This is a genomic window from Flavobacterium calami (genome assembly GCF_038290035.1).
GTDB classification, from domain to species: domain Bacteria; phylum Bacteroidota; class Bacteroidia; order Flavobacteriales; family Flavobacteriaceae; genus Flavobacterium; species Flavobacterium calami.
The window spans coordinates 129640-149667 of record NZ_JBBYHS010000011.1 but is presented as its reverse complement, the minus strand read 5'-3'; the positions used below and the strand labels follow the sequence as shown (position 1 = coordinate 149667).

The 20028-nt window shown below is 33.3% G+C and carries 20 protein-coding genes; 11 read left to right on the top strand and 9 right to left on the bottom strand.

Features of this window, described 5'->3' with window-relative positions; genetic code table 11:
* Positions 1–140: 140 nt before the first annotated feature.
* Positions 141–806, bottom strand: coding sequence for a tRNA (5-methylaminomethyl-2-thiouridine)(34)-methyltransferase MnmC2 (gene mnmC2, locus AAEO57_RS11900; protein ID WP_341692850.1), 666 nt, complete (start codon positions 804–806; stop codon positions 141–143).
* Between the two features lie 307 nt (positions 807–1113).
* Here mnmC2 and AAEO57_RS11895 point away from each other — a divergent pair, with 307 nt between their 5' ends.
* The 3 genes from AAEO57_RS11895 (at position 1114) to AAEO57_RS11885 (ending at position 3271) form a co-directional block, all read left to right on the top strand.
* Complete coding sequence (locus AAEO57_RS11895; RefSeq protein ID WP_341692849.1) at positions 1114–2184, top strand: branched-chain amino acid aminotransferase; 1071 nt, start codon at positions 1114–1116, stop codon at positions 2182–2184.
* 84 nt (positions 2185–2268) lie between these two features.
* The gene (locus AAEO57_RS11890) at positions 2269–2847 is read left to right on the top strand and encodes a Crp/Fnr family transcriptional regulator (RefSeq protein ID WP_341692848.1); all 579 of its coding nucleotides are present in this window, start codon (positions 2269–2271) and stop codon (positions 2845–2847) included.
* Between the two features lie 67 nt (positions 2848–2914).
* Entirely contained in the window at positions 2915–3271 is a 357-nt protein-coding gene (locus AAEO57_RS11885) for a DUF4406 domain-containing protein (protein WP_341692847.1), read from the top strand.
* 55 nt (positions 3272–3326) lie between these two features.
* Here AAEO57_RS11885 and AAEO57_RS11880 read toward each other — a convergent pair whose 3' ends face one another.
* Positions 3327–3707, bottom strand: a complete 381-nt coding sequence (locus AAEO57_RS11880; protein WP_341692846.1) for a pyrophosphohydrolase domain-containing protein — start codon at positions 3705–3707, stop codon at positions 3327–3329.
* An 81-nt stretch (positions 3708–3788) separates the two neighbouring features.
* Here AAEO57_RS11880 and AAEO57_RS11875 point away from each other — a divergent pair, with 81 nt between their 5' ends.
* From AAEO57_RS11875 to AAEO57_RS11855, 5 genes are all read left to right on the top strand, one after another.
* Complete coding sequence (locus tag AAEO57_RS11875) at positions 3789–3977, top strand: hypothetical protein (RefSeq protein ID WP_341692932.1); 189 nt, start codon at positions 3789–3791, stop codon at positions 3975–3977.
* 181 nt (positions 3978–4158) lie between these two features.
* On the top strand, positions 4159–5298 hold the full coding sequence (locus tag AAEO57_RS11870; RefSeq protein WP_341692845.1) for an SRPBCC family protein: 1140 nt from the start codon (positions 4159–4161) through the stop codon (positions 5296–5298).
* A gap of 67 nt (positions 5299–5365) precedes the next feature.
* The gene (locus tag AAEO57_RS11865; RefSeq protein ID WP_341692843.1) at positions 5366–5908 is read left to right on the top strand and encodes an RNA polymerase sigma factor; all 543 of its coding nucleotides are present in this window, start codon (positions 5366–5368) and stop codon (positions 5906–5908) included.
* 33 nt (positions 5909–5941) lie between these two features.
* A complete protein-coding gene (locus AAEO57_RS11860) occupies positions 5942–6352 on the top strand; it encodes a hypothetical protein (RefSeq protein ID WP_341692841.1) in 411 nt (136 codons plus the stop codon).
* Positions 6353–6370: 18 nt separating this feature from the next.
* Positions 6371–6829, top strand: a complete 459-nt coding sequence (locus AAEO57_RS11855) for a sensor of ECF-type sigma factor (RefSeq protein ID WP_341692839.1) — start codon at positions 6371–6373, stop codon at positions 6827–6829.
* Between the two features lie 114 nt (positions 6830–6943).
* Here the strand turns inward: AAEO57_RS11855 and AAEO57_RS11850 are convergent, their stop codons facing one another.
* Entirely contained in the window at positions 6944–8005 is a 1062-nt protein-coding gene (locus AAEO57_RS11850; protein WP_341692837.1) for a WD40/YVTN/BNR-like repeat-containing protein, read from the bottom strand.
* A 121-nt stretch (positions 8006–8126) separates the two neighbouring features.
* On the opposite strand from AAEO57_RS11850, the gene AAEO57_RS11845 reads away from it, so the two are divergent.
* The 3 genes from AAEO57_RS11845 (at position 8127) to AAEO57_RS11835 (ending at position 12929) form a co-directional block, all read left to right on the top strand.
* The gene (locus tag AAEO57_RS11845) at positions 8127–9470 is read left to right on the top strand and encodes a hypothetical protein (protein WP_341692835.1); all 1344 of its coding nucleotides are present in this window, start codon (positions 8127–8129) and stop codon (positions 9468–9470) included.
* A 131-nt stretch (positions 9471–9601) separates the two neighbouring features.
* On the top strand, positions 9602–11566 hold the full coding sequence (locus AAEO57_RS11840) for a KUP/HAK/KT family potassium transporter (protein WP_341692833.1): 1965 nt from the start codon (positions 9602–9604) through the stop codon (positions 11564–11566).
* 148 nt (positions 11567–11714) lie between these two features.
* Positions 11715–12929 carry an RsmB/NOP family class I SAM-dependent RNA methyltransferase gene (locus tag AAEO57_RS11835; protein WP_341692831.1) on the top strand — a complete coding sequence of 405 codons (1215 nt, stop codon included), beginning with the start codon at positions 11715–11717 and terminating at the stop codon, positions 12927–12929.
* Positions 12930–12992: 63 nt separating this feature from the next.
* Here AAEO57_RS11835 and AAEO57_RS11830 read toward each other — a convergent pair whose 3' ends face one another.
* The 6 genes from AAEO57_RS11830 to azu form a co-directional block, all read right to left on the bottom strand.
* Complete coding sequence (locus tag AAEO57_RS11830; RefSeq protein WP_341692829.1) at positions 12993–13472, bottom strand: hypothetical protein; 480 nt, start codon at positions 13470–13472, stop codon at positions 12993–12995.
* Between the two features lie 107 nt (positions 13473–13579).
* Entirely contained in the window at positions 13580–14839 is a 1260-nt protein-coding gene (gene capB / locus AAEO57_RS11825; RefSeq protein ID WP_341692827.1) for a cysteate-C-fatty acyltransferase, read from the bottom strand.
* A 201-nt stretch (positions 14840–15040) separates the two neighbouring features.
* On the bottom strand, positions 15041–16168 hold the full coding sequence (locus AAEO57_RS11820) for a hypothetical protein (protein WP_341692825.1): 1128 nt from the start codon (positions 16166–16168) through the stop codon (positions 15041–15043).
* Between the two features lie 250 nt (positions 16169–16418).
* Positions 16419–17150 carry an iron-sulfur cluster repair di-iron protein gene (gene ric, locus AAEO57_RS11815; protein WP_341692823.1) on the bottom strand — a complete coding sequence of 244 codons (732 nt, stop codon included), beginning with the start codon at positions 17148–17150 and terminating at the stop codon, positions 16419–16421.
* Between the two features lie 5 nt (positions 17151–17155).
* Entirely contained in the window at positions 17156–19411 is a 2256-nt protein-coding gene (locus AAEO57_RS11810) for a nitric-oxide reductase large subunit (protein WP_341692821.1), read from the bottom strand.
* Between the two features lie 91 nt (positions 19412–19502).
* Positions 19503–20024: an azurin gene (azu, locus tag AAEO57_RS11805; protein ID WP_341692819.1), complete on the bottom strand. Its 522-nt coding sequence runs from the start codon at positions 20022–20024 to the stop codon at positions 19503–19505.
* Between the last annotated feature and the right edge of the window lie 4 nt (positions 20025–20028).

Genomic DNA, 20028 nt, shown 5'->3' with positions numbered 1-20028 from the left:
CTCTATTTTTAAACTCGAGCCAAATTTAAACAAATATCATACATAAAATATTTTTTTAACTTATTTTTTTTAAAACATTAAGAGCGAATACGTTTTCTTAATAAAGATAAATCAATATAGAATTATTCTAAATAAATCATTTAAAGCTTTTTGTGCGCTCTGAACATTTCTCTTTTTCCAGGAGGCCCCGCTAACTTTTCAACTGTAAATCCGACAGATAACATATTCCTTTTAATAACACCACGGGCAGCATATGTAACCAAAACCCCATTTGGTTTTAAACTATTATACATTTTCTGAAAAATCTCAACAGTCCATAACTCCGGCTGCACCCGATATCCAAAGGCATCAAAGTAAATCAAATCAAAAATCTCAAAATCATTTATTTCATCAAAAAATTGTTTTCTTTTGGTTAATGAAAAATCAGAGGTAATTTCATTCCTCTGATTCCATTCGCATTCATGCATTTTTTTGAATATATTTTCAAATGAAAAAGCCTCTAATTCAGACACATAATTCATAGCCAAAACTTCCTCAGGATCGACAGGATAAGCCTCTACTCCTGTATAATCAATATTTTGCCGGGAATCATTTGCTTTAAGAAAAGTAATAAAAGCATTCAGACCTGTTCCGAAACCAATTTCAAGAATACTTACCGGTTTACTTTCAAATAAATCAAGTCCGTTTTTTATAAAAACATGTTTTGCTTCCTGAATTGCACCATGTTTTGAATGATAACATTCGTCCCATTCCTCCAAATGAATTGTAGTTGAGCCATCTAACGTTTTAATAATTTCCCTTTTCATTAAAATTTGAATTTTACAATCTGATTTCAAAACCAAAGATTGTGTTTTATGTCAAATTTAGTCAAAACAAATGCGTAAAGCCTTAAAAAATCAAGGTTTTTTCATAAATTCTTTATAAAAACCAGTTAAAATTTTAAGTTTATTACAAGATAAATAAATCGCAGTCAAACAAGCTAATTAGTGTTTTTTTAGCAAGGATTTTATATATTTTTACTTAATTTTGCATTCAATAAATTCTATTTTATATCATATCATCACTTTAAGAAACCTTCTTTGATGATAAAAATTACGTAAAACTTACATTATTATGAGTACAACTCAAGCAAGCAAAATTGAAATCAGAAAAGCCACTTCTTCTAAAATTAGTAGTGTAGACTTTGAAAACTTAAGCTTTGGTGCTGTGTTTACAGACCATTTATTTGAATGTGATTTTAAAAATGGAGAATGGCAAACACCGGTCATTAAGCCGTATGCTCCTATTTTAATGGATCCATCTTCTAAAGTCTTTCATTATGGTCAGGCAATTTTTGAAGGAATGAAAGCTTACAAAGATGACAATAATGATGTTTGGTTGTTCAGACCTGATGAAAACTACAAACGTTTTAACAATTCAGCAGTTCGTATGGCGATGCCGGAAGTTCCTGAATGGGTTTTTATGGATGGTTTGAATGAATTATTGAAAATTGACAGAGAATGGATTCAGAGAGGTAACGGAAGTAGCATGTACATTCGTCCTTTTATGATTGCAACAGGACCTGGGGTTGTAGCTAATCCATCTGATGAATATAAATTTATGATTTTACTTTCTCCTGCAAAATCATACTACGCTGGTGAAGTAAAAGTAATTATTGCAGAGCATTACAGCAGGGCAGCAAATGGAGGAATTGGGGCTGCAAAGGCTGCAGGAAACTATGCTGCACAATTTTACCCTACAAATCTGGCTAACAAAGACGGTTTTCAACAAGTAATCTGGACAGATGATGCAACGCACACTAAACTGGAAGAAGCCGGTACAATGAATGTGTTCTTTAGAATTAATGATACCTTATTAACAGCACCGACAAGCGAAAGAATTCTGGATGGTATTACCAGAAAAAGTTTAATTGCTATGGCTGAAAAAGAAGGTTTGAATGTAGAAGTTCGTCCGGTTATTGTTTCTGAGCTGGTTGAAGCTGCCAAAAATGGTTCATTAAAAGAGATTTTTGGAGCAGGAACTGCTGCGGTTGTTAGCGTTATTAAAGGATTCTCTTATCAGGATGTTTATTATGAAATGACTCCTGTTGAAAATTCATACGCTTCTCTTTTAAAAGAAAAACTAACAAATCTTCAAAACAAACTTGCAGAAGACACTTTTGGCTGGACCGTAAAAGTTCAATAGCCTTAAGATTTAATATAAGAACAGACCCGACGACTAATTGTTGTCGGGTTTTCTATTTTATTTTTGCCCTAAAACACATTTAAAATGATGCAAAACCTGGTTTTAAAAAACATTACCAAACACATTTCCCTTGATGAGAATGAAACAGCCTATTTTCTTTCGATTTTGAAGGAAAAAAAATATCCAAAACGAAGTATTATTTTAAAAGAGGGAGAAATTTGCAAAACAATAAATTTTGTACAATCCGGAACTTTAAGGGCATTTTACAGAGATCCGACAGGAAAAGAATCAACTATTATGTTTGCTATCTCTGACTGGTGGATTACAGACATGGCTTGCTTCGTCAATCAACAGCCAGCTATGTTAAACATTGAAGCGATTGAAGACAGCCTTATTTTGCATCTGCAAAAAGAGGATTTGGATGATTTATATTTAAAGATTCCAAAATTTGAGCGTTTTTTCAGAATTATTATGCAAAATGCGTATATAAGAGAACAGTTACGCATTATTCAAAATCTTTCACTTACTGCAGAACAGCGTTACTATATTTTCCTAGAAAAGTATCCTCAAATAGCTAAACAGATCAAACAAAAACAGATAGCTTCCTATTTAGGAATTACACCTGAATTTTTAAGTATGATAAGAGCCCAAAAAAACAAATAGGCGTTTTCTTAAACTACATTATTTTTTTACTCTAATATCTTTACGTGCTTTGTAAAAAATAAAAGATATGCTTATACTTATTGCAGGACCTTATCGTGGCGGGACAAATGATGACCCAAAATTAATTCAACAAAATTTAGACAAATTAGAAGCAGTAGCACTTCCTTTATTCAGAAAAGGACATATGCCTGTAATTGGCGAATGGCTGGCTTTGCCGCTGCTTCATTTGGCTGGCTCCAAACGTATTGGTGACAGCGTTTGGGATGAAATACAATATCCGGTTGCTCATCGGCTTCTTGAAAAATGTGACGCAGTTCTTCGTCTCGAAGGCGAATCAAAAGGAGCTGACAACGATGTAAGAATTGCTAAAGAAAAAGGGCTAAAGGTTTATTATAACCTGGAAGACATTCCAAATGCGGAATAATTAGCACCAAAAAGCAAATCCCTAATAAATTTCAATACTTATTAGGGATTTGTATTTAAAATAATTTCGAAAAATCCGGTTTAAAATAATTAGGCCCTTTCATCACTTTTCCGTCTTCACGGTAAACCGGCTGTCCGTCTGCGCCTAATTTACTCATATTGCTGCGCTGGATTTCATCAAAAACAGCTTCGATTTTATCCTGAAGACCATGTTCGATAATAGTACCGCATAAAATATACATCATATCCCCCAAAGCATCGGCTATTTCTACCAAATCATTATTCTGAACCGCTTCAAGGTATTCTTCATTTTCTTCTTTCATTAAATTATAACGAAGGATTTTTTTTGCTTCTCCTAAATCAGCAATCGGAGTTTCGCTATGACCTATCTTAAAAGCTGTATGAAATTCTTTTACAGCATCTATTTGTTTTTTCATTGTTTTTATTGATTAAATGGACTACCAAATTAACAACTATTCGTATTCAATTGTCTAAATTTGCCAAAAATAATTTTTATTATGTTTAGTCAGGGACAATTAATATTTGCAGTTTGTTTTTTTATCGCTTTTGTAATCGTAATGATTTTTGCTTACCGAAAAGATTTAGCATTGCATAAAATTTTTTACAAAGGAAACTATAAGGTTTTAATCGCTTTTCTGCTTTTTATTCTGATTTTGTTTTTAATCAAATTCTTTTTTAAAAGATAAATGAGAAATTTATTTCTATATTTAAAATGTAAATTAAGAAATAAACATACGTTAATCTTTTTTAAATCGTTTTGTTATATTATTCCCTTATGAGCTGTAAAAAATAAAGAAGCATTTTTATTTTTGTTCTTCGTAACACAGGTAATAAATTTATAACTTTACGACACCAAATATCCGCACAATGAAAATCCTTAAATATCTATTTCTTCTACTATTACTAAGTTTTGTTGCTTTAAGCGTTTTTGTAGCCACTCAAAAAGGTCTTTTCACTGTTGAAAGAAGCAAGGTGATCAATTCACCCAGAGCTACTGTATATCACTATGTAAATGATTTTAGGAATTTTGAAGATTTTGAATCCTGGGCGATTGAAGATCCTACGGTAAAAATGTCATTTCCTGAAAAAACATCCGGAAACGGAGCTTCTTTTTCATGGGAAAGCAGTGAAGGAAAAGGAAGCGGAATCACATTGGAAGCAAAAGAAGGAGAAAGCATTCATCAAAAAATAAAATTTGACGGAACTGATTCTGATGTTCACTGGATTTTTAAGGATACACTTAACGGAAAAACGAAAGTTACCTGGAAAGCAAAAGGTGAGATGAGTTTTTTATTTAAAATCTATACGGTTTTAAATGGCGGATCCGATAAAATAATCGGGACAATTTATGAAAAAACACTTGTCAACATTGACAAAAACCTAGATTATGAAACCAAAACTTATGCCGTAAAAGTAAATGGAGTTGTCAGGAAAACAGAGACTTATTATATTAAGCAAACTTTTACAAGTGAAATTCAAAAAGTAAATAAAAACGCAAGGGTTGTAATCCCTAAACTGATTGAATTCAGTAAAACCAATAATCTATATACCAATGGTAAACCTTTTATTATTTACCATAATTATGATACAAAAACCAATTTGGCTAAAATTTCTATTTGTTTACCTATAAATAAAGAAATTTTGACAAGTGCCGGAAGCGATATCTTATCCGGAAAATTAAAAAGTTTTGAAGCAGTAAAAACTACGTTGAGAGGAGATTATTCACACAGCAACGAAGCGATTTCAAAAACAACAGCTTTCATTAACAAGGAAAAACTTGTTCAGGATGTAACCTGGTCGCATCTGGAAATTTTAACTGCAGGCAAACTGGATGTTAAAAGCTCTTCAAAATTAATCACAGAGTTCTACTATCCGTTAGTTCCTAAAGCAAAACCAGTTATTGAGAAACCTGTTTACAAACCTGCTTCTGCCTCAGCTCCTGTTGTTAAAAAACCGGCACAAACTACTCCTCCAACTACAACCCCTGAAGAAGAATCTGAATTTTAAAAAAAAATACCATTTAAGATTAAACCTTTTGTAATAAATTCATTCAAACAAGATAAACAAATAAAACTTGACAGACGAGAAGGAATTTATAGCACAATTATTAAATCCTAAAACGCAGAACAGTGCGTTTCAGACACTCTTGTCAGAATACCAAAAGCCCCTGTATTCCCACATTCGCAACATTGTCCTGAATCACGATGATGCTGACGATGTTTTGCAAAACACCTTTGTAAAGGTATTTCAGTATTTAAAAAATTTTAAAGGAGAAAGCAAACTTTTTTCATGGATGTACCGAATTGCAACCAATGAAGCATTGACTTTTTTAAACCAAAAAGCAAAATTAAACGGCTTAACATCTGAAGCCCTACAAAATAAAACAATTGATAACTTAAAGGCCGACACTTATTTTAATGGCGATGAAATACAAATAAAGCTTCAAAAAGCCATTGCTACTTTGCCTGAAAAACAACAGTTGGTTTTTAAAATGAAATATTTCGAAGAATTAAAATACGAAGAAATCTCGGAAATTCTGGGGACTTCAGTAGGTGCACTGAAGGCTTCTTATCACCATGCGGTAAAAAAAATCGAAATATATGTTACATCAAATTAAACCTTTTGTTATAAAACATATCTTATAGACATTATGAAAGAATTTAAATTAGAAAATACACCAAAAATAAAAACCGGATTTAAAACCCCGGAACATTATTTTGATGACTTTTCGGCAAAAGTTTTGCAACAAATAGAAAAAAAAGAAATAAAGATAATTCCGATTTACAAACGTAAAGAGGTTGTTGCAATGTTTGCTGCCGCTGTAGTTGTTATCACTCTAATGATTCCGATAATAAACACTTATAATAAATCAAAAGAACTTGACGAGGCTACTTTAGAAACGTATTTATCATATCAGTCTAACTTAAATCAGTATGATTTAATCAGGGAACTGGACACAAAAGATATTGAAGAGATTAATCAAAATGTTGTACTCGAGCAGGAAACCTTAGAAGATGTTTTGTCTTCAAATCCGAATATTGAAAATTTAATTTCAGAATAAAATTAAAATAATAAAGAGATGAAAATTAAAATTATACTACCCATATTATTGTTTTTAGTTAGCTTTTCATTTTATGCACAAAATGAAAAAAATGATGAAAAACGAGAAAAAATAAAAGCTTTTAAAGTTTCTTTTTTAACAACAGAATTAGAACTTACTCAAGCTGAAGCAGAGAAATTCTGGCCAATTTACAATGCGTTTGATGACAAACAATATGAACTGCGCCATGAAAAAATGAAAACATACCTGCGTAAAATGAACGATGAGAACGTTAATTCGCTTTCAGAAAAAGAAGCAGCAACGCTATTATCTCAAATAGAAAGCACCGATAAAGAGTTGTATTTTTTAAGAGAAAAATACATGAGTAATCTTAAAAAAGTTCTTTCTGCAAAAAAAATATTGAAGCTTAAAAAATCTGAGGATGATTTCAATAGAAAATTATTGAAACAATACAAAGAAAAAGCTGGCAAAAACTAAGAAATCATAAAGCAAATACCACGCTAAAATGCCCTAAGAGGCAAAATACCACAGAACAACAGCGATAAAACCCCTATATAATAATACTTACTTTATTATTTAGGGGTTTTGTTTTTATTTAAAATTAATTCGGGCTAAAATGTTGTAACCTGCAGCAATTGCTGTGTTTTTATTCAAAAAACGAATGGTGAAAAATTTAGAATTTTCAGACAGCTGTGTCCAACTGACACCACCATCTTTTGAATATTGTACCCCCAAGGCACCCACACAAACCAATTCTTTTGCATTGCTTCCCGGCACATATTGCACACATGAAGCATATCCAAATCCCTGATTTTGGGCAATCAGCTCCCAGGTTTTTCCTCCGTCATTTGTAATAGCTTTATTATCGGAATTTTGTTTAGGAATTTCGTAATCACCTCCAGCTATAAATCCGTGTTTGAGGTCATAAAAATCAGCTGTAAAAATACCTGTCATTTCTTTTCCCTGAACAATCGGCGTACTAAATACTTTCCACGTCTTTCCCTTATCTGCAGAATAAAAAACCCTTGCTTTCTTTCCTCCGGAAACAATCCAGGTATCATTTCCTTTTATTACGATATTAGAATTACTGGCAGCAAAAGCAGCTTCTCCTTTTGCATTTGTAGGTAATTTTTCAGACAAAACTTTTGTCCAGGTTTCTCCTCCGTCTCTCGTAATAATAATTGAAAAAGTATCTTCGGTAGGATCCCCAACAGCAATTCCTTCCCGATCATTCCAGAATTGCATGCTGTCATAAAAAGCTTTCTCATGAACCTCTTTGTAAACTAATTTTACTTTTTTAGTTTTTTTTGAAACCTGATAAAGTAACGCTGGACTTCCAACACTTAATAAATAAATATTCTTTGAATTTTGAGCAATGCTTCTGAATTCTAATTTTAAAGTATCACGATAAATACGCTCTTCAAATTTTTCCTTTTTATCTAAATCGTAATAACCAAAACGTGATTTATCTCCTCCGTACCAAATTTTATTTTTATCAATCAAAATGGCTCTGATACTGATTCTGTCCTGAAACAGCGTATCTATTTGCATTGATACAAAACCATCGTTTATTGTTTTTTTAGTATTGATTTCTAAATCTTTAAAAGAAACCAGAAGAATAAATACACCTAATAATAAAGCTGTTTTTTTCATATTTATAAGAATTGGGTTTTGCTAAAATACAATTAATAATGAAGAATTCTGAAATGCTCTATTTTTTTTCTGGCACAGTAATTGGATATTTCAAAATATCAATTTTTAATAATAATTTGCCATGAAAACCAGACTACTTTTTATAGGGCTTTTGACATTAGGTTTTAGTTCGCTTCAGGCGCAAAACCAAACTACTGTTTACGCAAAAAATTCAGACATAAGTGATAATTTAGATTTAAGAGCAGTTGCTTCAATTTTCGGAGAGTCAGCAAACCTTCAGGATTTTGAACGACGTTTAAACGAACCAAAATATCAAATCTCGAATCTTGATTTGAATAATGATGATCAGGTAGATTATTTACGAGTTATCGAAACTGTAGAAAACAGAACTCACGTTATTGTTATCCAGTCAGTTCTTGATCGTGATGTTTATCAGGATATTGCGACTATCGATGTTGAAAGAGATAACTACAACAAAGTAAGTGTTCAGGTAGTAGGAAACAGTTATTTATACGGAGCTAATTATATTTATGAACCCGTTTATCAGACAACACCTGTTATCTATACCTCTTTTTGGGTTACCAACTATCGCCCTTATTGTTCCACATGGGCATGGAACTTTTATCCAACGTATTATGTAGCGTGGAGACCTTACCCAATTTACAGATATAGAAGCAATATCAATATTTGTATTAATGTAAACAATCATTACAACTATGTAAATTACAGAAGAAGTTACAGAGCCCCGGTAATATACGAAACAAGACGTTGCTACGGTTACGAAAGACAGCATCCTAATTATAGTTTTTCTCAAAGACACGCAAATATTCACAACCGATATGAGTTGGACCAAAGACGTGTAGCAAGCAGGGATTATAACAGAAACCAGAATGTTTACAATAATAACAGATCAAATTCTGGAAGAGTTTATGCTGAAAACAGATCATCTAACAGAAACTATAATGAAAGCAGAAATATGTCTGACCGAAACTACAACTCAAACAGAGAAATTTCCGGAAGAAATAATGGAGGCGCAGTAAACAACCCTGTAAGAGTTGAAAACAATACTCCGAGATATGAATCCAGAGGTAATTCTAATGAAAACAGAAACAGACCTGAAAGAAATTTCAACACAAACAGAATGACTTCAGGAAGAGACAATTCTGCAACAGTTAATAGCCCGGTAAGAACAGAAAACAATTCAAGAAACGAATCCAGAGGAAATTCTAATGAATCTAGAATGAATTCTTCAAGAGGAAACTCAGAAAACAGAGGAGCATCAAGACAAAGAACAGAATCTTCAGGAAGTTATGCACAAAGCAGACCCTCTTTTGAAAACAGATCAGCAAGACCACAAGCTTCGCAACGTTCTGAATCGCCAAGAGGAAATCAGGAGTCAAGAGGCGGAGGTAATTCCCAAAGAGAAAATACTTCTGAATCAAGAGGCGGAGGAAGAAGAATTTAATCTGAAAAATAAGTTTTATATCAAAAAGAGCACAATCTAACGATTGTGTTTTTTTTTGTTCTTTTTAATCATAATTGATCTCTAATTTGTTTTAAAACAGTAAATTTGCAACCGTCTTTTATAAAATTTACATGAGCGCAGCGCATAAAAACTTACACAGTAAGTTGTCTATTGGAGGTTTATTAATCACATTAGGAATTATTTATGGAGATATTGGCACATCTCCGTTGTATGTAATGAAGGCCATTCTTGGCGGTCACACAATTGATGCTGATATTGTTTTAGGAGGTATTTCCTGCGTTTTCTGGACTCTGACACTTCAAACAACTATTAAATATGTACTTATCACCTTAAGTGCTGACAATCATGGAGAGGGAGGTATTTTTGCCTTATATGCTCTGGTAAAAAAAACCAAAATAAAATGGCTTATTGTACCAGCCATTATTGGAGGAAGTGCTTTATTAGCCGACGGAATCATAACACCGCCCATTTCGGTTTCATCAGCTGTAGAAGGAATAAAAACGTATTATCCGGAAATTAATACAATACCTATTGTAATCGGAATTTTGTTTGTTTTGTTTACAATTCAGCAATTTGGAACTAAATTAGTTGGAAAGTTTTTTGCACCTATGATGCTTATCTGGTTTGCAATGCTGGGAACCTTGGGAGTTATTCAGATTTTGGAGCATCCTGAAGTTTTCAAAGCGATTAATCCATATTATGCCTATCACCTGCTATCTATTCATCCTGATGGTTTTTTTGTACTTGGTTTTGTATTTTTATGTACAACCGGAGCAGAAGCATTGTACTCAGACATGGGACATTGTGGAAGAAAAAACATCAGAATCAGCTGGATTTTTGTAAAACTAACTTTGGTCTTAAACTACTTTGGTCAGGCAGCTTACTTAACACATCATGAAGGCGCTACTTTGCAACAATTAGGAGGTGAAAATGGTAATCCATTTTACTTAATTATGCCTCACTGGTTTCTTCCTTTCGGAATTATTGTGGCTACACTTGCAGCAGTAATTGCCTCTCAGGCACTCATCAGTGGTTCGTTTACTCTAATAAATGAGGCAATGCGACTGAATTTCTGGCCAAAAGTACGAATCAAATATCCTACAGAAGTAAAAGGTCAATTATATATTCCGTCTATTAACTGGCTGTTGTTTTTTGGTTGTGTCGGAATCGTTCTGCACTTCGAGGAATCTAGCAATATGGAACATGCTTATGGTCTGGCAATTGTATTATGTATGATTATGACTACGATTTTGCTAAATTATTACCTGATTATGAAAAGGGTAAAATTGTATTTTATGGTTCCCCTGATTACAATTTATCTGGTAATTGAAGGCTGTTTTCTACTTGCTAATATTACAAAATTTGCCGAAGGCGGTTATGTAACTTTAATCATCGCAATTATGCTGATTTCAGTAATGACAGTTTGGTATGTGGCTAAGAAAATCAATAAAAGCTACACCCAGATTGTTAAAATTGATGATTACAAGAAAGTATTAATGGAACTAAGTGAAGATTTATCGATTCCAAAATATGCTACACATTTAGTTTACATGACCAATGCAAACCGCGTTGATGAGTTAGAGCAAAAAGTAATATATTCGATCTTACAAAAGCGTCCAAAGAGAGCAGACATTTATTGGTTTGTTCACGTAAATATTTTAACTGAACCTTATAAAACACAATATAAAGTAACAGAAATTGTCAAAGATGATATTTACAGAATTGATTTTAATTTAGGATTTAGAGAGCCTACAAAAATCAATTTGATGTTTAGGGAAGTTATCAGGGATATGGTAAAAAATGGAGAAGTTGACATTACCAGCCGTTACGAATCATTAAATAAAAATAATATAGTTGGAGATTTCAAATTTGTATTATCTGAGAAATTCCTCTCTAATGATTCTGATTTATTATGGCATGAAAAAATAATTATGAACTCCTACTTTTTAATCAAAAAATTAAGTTTGTCTGAAGAAAGTGCTTTTGGCTTAGACAGCAGTTCAGTAAAAATAGAAAAATTCCCGATGGTACTTCACGCTCCGGAGAATATTGGCTTAACAAGAATCATAAAATAAATCGTCCCTTTAAAAAGGAATTCAAAAAACACTCTTTTATACTTTATCAGAGTGTTTTTTCTTTTTTATCGAAAGTTAAAATAACAATCAAAATTTTAAATTTAACTTTCAATCAATTAATAGTACCTTTGCAACTCAAATAATTAAAATGAGATTACACAGAAATTTAGTTTATACTACCATCGATTCTTTGAATGCAATTTTCAATGAAGGAGAATATGCAGATAAAGTGGTAGCCAGAGCATTAAAAAAAGACAAACGTTGGGGAAGTTCTGACAGGAAGTTTGTTGCTGAAACGATATACGAAATTGTTCGCTGGAAACGATTATATGCTGAAATTGCCGAAGTTAAAGAACCTTACGACAGAGATAATTTGTGGAGAATGTTTGCGGTTTGGGCAGTTTTAAGAGGATATCCTATTCCGGACTGGAGACAACTGGAAGGTACTCCGGAAAGAAAAATAAAAGGACGTTTTGACGAGCTTTCAAAAGTTAGGGCTTTAAAAGAATCTATCCCGGACTGGATGGATGAACTAGGAGTGAAAGAATTAGGTGAAAAAGTCTGGTCAAAAGAAATCACAGCCCAAAACCAGCCAGCAAAAGTTATTTTAAGAACTAATACCCTTAAAGGAACCAAAGAAAGCCTTAGAAATACATTGATGGATTTGAATATTGAAACAGAATATTTAAAAGATCAGCCTGAAGCTTTGGTTTTGAAAGAAAGAGCGAATGTATTTTTGACTGACGCTTTTAAACAAGGACTTTTTGAGGTACAGGATGCAAACTCACAACTGGTTGCCGGTTTTCTCGATGTGAAACCTGGTATGCGTGTTGTAGATACATGTGCAGGTGCAGGAGGTAAAACATTGCATATTGCTTCTTTAATGGAGAATAAAGGACAATTGATTGCAATGGATTTGTACGAAAGTAAACTGAAACAATTAAAATTAAGAGCCAAAAGAAACGGTGCTTTTAATATCGAATACCGCATTATAGACACTACAAAAGTAATCAAAAAGCTTCATGAAAAAGCAGATCGTGTTTTGATTGATGCCCCTTGCAGCGGATTGGGAGTTTTAAAAAGAAATCCTGATTCTAAATGGAAACTGCAACCAGAATTTATCGATAACATCCGTAAAGTTCAGTCTGAGGTTTTAGAAAGTTATTCTAAAATCGTTAAACCTGGCGGAAAATTAGTTTACGCAACATGTTCTGTATTGCCTTCTGAAAATCAGGAGCAGGTAGAAAAATTCCTAAAAACTGAAATCGGAAAACAATTTACTTTTATAGAAGACCGTAAATTACTGGCTTCAGAATCAGGCTTTGACGGTTTTTACATGGCTTTATTGGAGCGTAAAAAATAAAAGCGAATTAATATATAATTCCGGACTCCAGCTTTTGCAAGAGTCCGGAATCAAAAAAATTGTTTATTCTGTACAATCAACTTTTATTAGTGTATTTTTTGCATCAAATTTCAACGCTTTTTTATCTTTAAAACTTACCTTATCATTAGCTACAGCGGTTTCCCCATAACCTTCAATAAAAGTTCCGTCTTTTTGCAGAAAAGCAACCTCCCTTACCGAAGAAACACCTTCTGAAATAAAAGTATAATCGGCAATCAGGGTGTCTCCTTTCATATTACCTATCAAAGTTCCTTCGTTTTTATCTTTTCCGTATAAATCATAACTCAGTTTACCGTTTACTTCCTGATGTGAGTTTACATTAAAACTCAATTTTATAATGCTTTTATTTGCTGTTGAAACATAACACTGATCTCCGGCAGGCTCAATAATTTCAGCTTCTTTTGGAGGATTTGGAGTTATTTGCGGTGGTGGCAGAGTTGTCTCTTTTTTACATGAAATAAAAAAAACTGCCATGATAATTATTATTGCTGATACTTTTTTCATAATTATTTTTTTTACTGATTAGTATCTTAAAATTAATTTAAATAAAAAAAATCCACTCGCATAACGAATGGATTTTTTTATATAATTCCCACGTGACAATATGTTCATTACGAAACGTCTACTGTGGTACGCTCTGCAATTTCTTTGTATGTTCCATTAACTAATTTCTCGCGGATAGCTTCGAAAGCTGTTAATGTTTCCTCAATATCAGCCAAAGTATGAGAAGCCGTAGGAATCATTCTTAATAAAATAATTCCTTTTGGAATAACCGGATAAACCACAATAGAAAGGAAAATACCATAGTTTTCTCTTAAATCGTTTACCATTACCATTGCTTCAGGAATACTTCCTTCTAAGTAAACTGGTGTAATACAAGTATTTGTATCTCCAATATTAAATCCTTTTTCTTTAAGACCGCTTTGCAATGCATTTACGTTTTCCCAAAGTTTATCTTTAATTGCAGAAGATTTACGTAGTAATTCTAAACGTTTCAATGAACCGATTGTCTGAATCATTGGTAAAGCTTTGGCAAACATTTGAGAACGCAAATTGTATTTCAAATAATCGATAACTGTTTTGTCAGCTGCTACGAAAGCACCGATATTCGCCATAGATTTTGCAAAAGTAGAGAAATACACATCAATTCCGTCCTGAACTCCCTGCTCCTCACCTGCTCCGGCACCAGTTTTACCAAGTGTACCAAAACCATGTGCATCATCTACCAATAAACGGAAATTGTATTTTTCTTTAAAAGCAACGATTTCTTTTAATTTTCCCTGTTGTCCGCGCATTCCAAAAACTCCTTCGGTAATGAATAAAATACCTCCGCCTGTTTCTTCAGCCATTTTTGTAGCACGCTGCAGGTTTTTCTCCATACTCTCCAAATCATTGTGTTTGTATGTAAAACGTTTACCCATGTGTAAACGAACACCATCAATGATACAAGCATGTGAATCTACGTCGTAAACAATGATATCATTTTTAGTAACCAAAGCATCAATAATCGATACCATTCCCTGGTAACCAAAGTTTAATAAATAAGCAGATTCTTTCATTACGAATTCTGCCAATTCATTCTCTAATTGTTCGTGATACTTAGTGTGTCCAGACATCATACGAGCCCCCATCGGATAAGCAGCACCAAACTGAATTGCTGCGTCTGTATCTGCCTGACGAACTTCCGGATGATTTGCTAAACCTAAATAATCATTTAAACTCCAGTTTAGGATATCTTTTCCGTGAAATTTCATTCTTGGACCTAATTCACCTTCTAATTTTGGAAAAACATAATATCCTTCTGCCTGAGAAGCCCATTTTCCTAAAGGTCCTTTATTGTCCTGAATTCTTTCGAATAAATCTTTTACCATAATATAATATGTCGTAATAATTTTAACTTAAATCAGCGAGCAAAAATAATCATTATTATTCTAAAATTCAGAGAGTCATTTATTTTTATTGAAAAATACTCAGGATAATCTATTTAACAAGACTAAACCTGAAGTAATTCATAAAAAAACGAATATACAATTACAATAAAAAAGAATTTACCCTCCAAATTAATAAGCCGATCACATTTCTTTATTGCCAATAGACGCACCAATTAGAGCCAAACCAAGAACCAGAAGAATGCTAAAAATCGAAATACTGTAAAAATATCCTGATAAACTTCCTTTTCCAAAAAAGAAAAACCATCCCTGAAAAAACAACAAAACTTCTGTCAAAATATATCCTGAGGTAAAACACTTCACTCCTATTTTTAATGTCGAAGAATTAGCAGAAAGCATTTTATTCTGCAGTAAAATTCCAAATAAAAATCCTGTTATGATTCCTAAAGTTGTTAAATGAATAAATCCAATTACAAAATTTCTGATTTGATGGAAAACTTCAGCTAAATTTGGAAAAATAGTCAGCAATTGAATTCCGACTTTCAAAAACAAAGAACACAATGCCAAACCATACACTATTTTAGTGGTTTGCTCTAAAGAGTTTTTAAAATGATGAATTTGCGGTTTAAGCATTTTATAGAAATAAACAAAAGCACCTAATTGAATTAAAACTCCTAAACCATTGATATAACTCAAAATATCATTTTCGATGAACCAGCGAACTGGAAAACAAACTGTTAAAAACGTAGAAATAATAATCGAAAAGTAAAACTTCTTAAACTTTACCTCATCAATTTTATTTTGAAATTGTTTTAAAAACAAAGCCAAAATCGCCAAAATAAACCATCCATTAAACTGAAAATGAAGAAAAAACTGAATCGCAATCTGATAAAAAGCACTTTGTTTTCCTAACGTGCTAACAGCGGATCCGAGACACCAAACTCCGAATGTTGATAAAATCATAAACAGAATCGAAAGCAACAACAGTCTTTGTGATGGCGATTTATCTTTGGCACAATCTTTCCAAACCAAACGGCAAAAAACATAGCTCAGCAAAATATGCATCGTTGAGAAAATAATCGAAAACAAAGCATATCCCTGAACCGGAAAAGCAATCATCATTCCGATTACTGAAAACTCTGTCAGCCAAAATAATCGGTTATAAATGGGTTTCTGACTTTTTTCTTTCGGAATAAAAAAATGAACCACCAAAACATAAACGATCAAATAAACCCAGCCTAACATGGCAACATGCGAATGTGCGTGAAGCAGAAAAATGTAGTTTAAAAAACCTAAGGGAAAGAGATACATAAAGCGCATTAATAATCCGAAAACGCAAGCCATCAGAAAATTAAAAAAACAGCAAAGTATCCACGCTTTTTGAGAATTCATATTATAACTTGTAAAGACATTAAATAGTTAAACCATATAAATAATATAAGAAATTATAAGGTTTGCTAAAATGAACTTATATTCCTTATTATGGTTTAAAAACAAAACACCGATAATTATCATTTTAGAAGATTATTACCGATGTTTTCAAACTATTAAAATTAACCTTTTATACTACCTCAACAAAGTCTTTTTCTAAAATCACTGCTTTTGGAAATAAAATATTGTTTTCCAAATGAATGTGTTTGTGTAAATCTGCCTCAAACTCTTTCAGCATCGCAAAAGTCACTCTGTAAGTTGTACAAGCATCTGCTGGTGGAGTATAATTATCTGTCAACGCAGCAATTTCTCTAAAACGCTCACCTTCATTATCGTGTTCGTGCATCATCATCGCAATCGGATTTGAAACAGTTCCGAAAGAGGGCTGAGATAAAATTCCATCAGATTCTTTGGTTTTCACCATTCGTTTTATAAATGGAAATAAAACCAGCTCTTCCTTTTTCATGTGCTGAGATAATTCACCCGCACAGCCAATAAACAATTCTTTTATTTTAAATAATTCCGGATGATGTGCACCGTGCACTTTGCATAATTTATCTAAAAACGGAAGCAAAACGTTTGTTTTTTCTTCCACATAACGGTGGTGTGTTTTCTCAATATAATCTGCCAATAAATCCAAAGGCCATGAATTGAAATCGATCGTTCCGCTGTTTTCTGATTGCACAACTTGCAATACATTTTCTAATAAAGTATCCACATCAATATTTTGTTTTTCGCAAACTTCAGTTACTGTTCGGTTTCCTTTACAGCAAAAATCTATTCTATATTTTGAAAAAACTGCAGCTGTTCTAAAGTCTTCAGCTACAAACGATCCTATTGTTTTGTTTTTTAAATTTTCCATGATAATCAATTTATATTTTTTGTGTTTTTATTTTTTGTTTTTAATGTCAGTTCAAATACAAACCAGGCCATTGTAATAAATCCGATTCCGAAAATTGAATCTCCAATAGCACGAAGCCATTTTAGCGTAATCATTGTTGGCTGCTGCATTAATTCTGATGAACGAGCGTACCACATTCCGTGATTGATGCTCTCAATTGCCTGCCAAACTCCAATTGGTAATAAGCTCAGAATTGCCATTAGGAATAAACCAATATTTAAAGACCAGAAAGTGATTTTGAGTAGTTTGGTATTCCATTTAACATCTCGATATAAACTTCTCAATACAAAAAGAACCAAACCAATTCCTAACATTCCGTACACTCCAAACAATGCAGTATGTCCGTGCAAAGGTGTTGTATTTAAACCTTGTACATAATACAATGCGATTGGCGGATTAATAATGAATCCGAAGATTCCGGCTCCAAGGAAATTCCAAAACGCTACAGAAATCATAAAGTAAATTGGCCATTTGTAATCGGCAATCCATTGTGTTGATTTTGAGATTTTATAGTTTTGATACGCTTCAAAACCTATTAAAGTCAGCGGAACCACTTCTAAAGCACTGAATGTTGCTCCTAAAGCCATTATTGCCGTTGGTGTTCCAGAGAAATACAAGTGGTGGAATGTTCCTAAAATTCCTCCTGACATGAAAATGATCGTAGCAAAAAGCACATTCAAAGTCGCGGTTTTCGTTTTCAATAATCCCAAACGAACAAACAAGAAGGCAATTACAACAGTTGCAAAGACTTCAAAGAAACCTTCAACCCAAAGGTGAACTACCCACCATCTCCAATATTCGGCAATTGTTAAATTCGTTTGTCTTCCCCACATTAATCCTGCTCCGTAAAACATCGCAATTGCAGTACAAGAAACTAAGAACAAAATGATTAAGTTTTTTTCTTCTGTTTTTTTCCTTAAAACCGGAAGCAACGGACGAATCATTAAAGCCAGCCATAAAAACAGTCCTACTAAAAGGAAAATCTGCCAAAAACGACCTAAATCAACATATTCATAACCCTGATGTCCGAACCAGAAATTTTGAACTAAATTTAATTTCTGCATTACACCAAACCATTGTCCAGCCATAGAACCTAAAACAATAATCAAAAGCGCAATAAACAGGAAGTTGATTCCAAAACACTGAAATTTAGGATCTTTCCCAGAAACTGCCGGAGCAATATACAAACCTGTTGCCAGCCAGGCCGTTGCAATCCAGAAAATAGCCAATTGCGTATGCCATGTACGCGTTACGGCGTAAGGTAAAATCTGATCGATTGGAATTCCGTAAAGTCCGTTTCCTTCAACTCCATAATGCGCTGTAATAATTCCGAAAACCATTTGTAAAACCATCAGCAGACTTACAATCCAGAAATATTTGGTTACCAATCCCATAGATTTCGTTTTGCCCTGCTTGATTAGCGGATCTTCTTTTGGAAGCGGAAATTCTTCTTCTTCACCAGATTTGGCGTGATAGAAAACCAATATTCCTACACTCAAAATCAGCAGAATAATACTTACTCCAGACCAAGCCAAAAGTTCTGTAGTCGCATTATTTCCAACCAATTCATCGGACGGCCAATTATGAGTGTATGAAATATCAGCATCCGGACGATTGGTTACAGTTGCCCAGGTTGCCCAGAAGAAAAAGGCGTTCATTTTATGCATTTTCTCTACATCCTTAATAGAATTTTTTGGAATGGCATATTCTTCTCTCAGTTTATCGAATTTCGGATCATTCGTAAAAAGACCTTTATAATATTCGCTTAAATATTCAATCGCAGCCAAACGGTTTTCAGAAATCGTCAAAATACCAGTATCAGCATTGTAACGATTGGTTCTCACATCTTTCTGAAGACGAATTTGCAAAGCTGATTTTTTTTCAGCATCTAATTCTTCATACTTTTTATTGAATTCTTTTTGAGCATAAATATCCAGTATAAAAACAGCTTCTCGGTGTAGCCAGTCTGCAGTCCAGTCTGGTGCCACATAAGCGCCGTGTCCCCAGATAGATCCCACTTCCTGACCACCCATACTTTGCCAGATATTTTGTCCGTCTTTAATTTCGCTTTCGCTAAAAACAACTTTTCCGGAATCGGTTACAATTTCTTTCGGAACCGGCGGTGCCTGCTGATAGATTTCATAACCGTAATATCCCAGCACGGCAAATGAAATACTCATTACCAGTGCGAAAACAATCCACAATTTTTTTTCTCTTTTCATCTTTTTTTAATTCAATAAAAGATAATTTTATCCTTTATTAGATTTTAAAAAAACTCCAAATCTATTTACAGTATTTTGGAGTTGTTACTATTTACTCAACAATTAATACACCTTTCATCATGGCTACGTGACCAGGAAAAGAGCAGATAAATGGATAAGAGCCTTTTTTATCAATTGTAAACTCGATTGTATCTTCTTCTCCACCTCCCAATAATTTGGTATGAGCGACAATGGAAGCTTTTTCGGATTCCGGAATATAATCTGTTGCCTGAGCTTCATTAGCTTTCAAAGCAAAAGCAGACTGATCTGTTCCTTCCTGAAGTATTACTAAATTGTGTCCCATTGATTCCTTCGGAATTTTACCAACGTGTTTCAAAGTCAGTTTAATTGGTTTTCCGGCAACAGCTTTCAATTCGTTTGTACTAAATTGCATCTGATCATTTCCTTCAATAAGCAAAATATTTTCTTCAGCTGCAGGAGGCTGTACCCCTTCTGTTGATGGTTCTGCCACTTCTGTTGATTCTTCTGTCGGAGCAGTTTCTTTTTTGCCACAAGAAGTTATGGTTAAAAATCCCATTAGGATCAATAGTGAAATTTTGGTTTTAGTTCTCATTTTT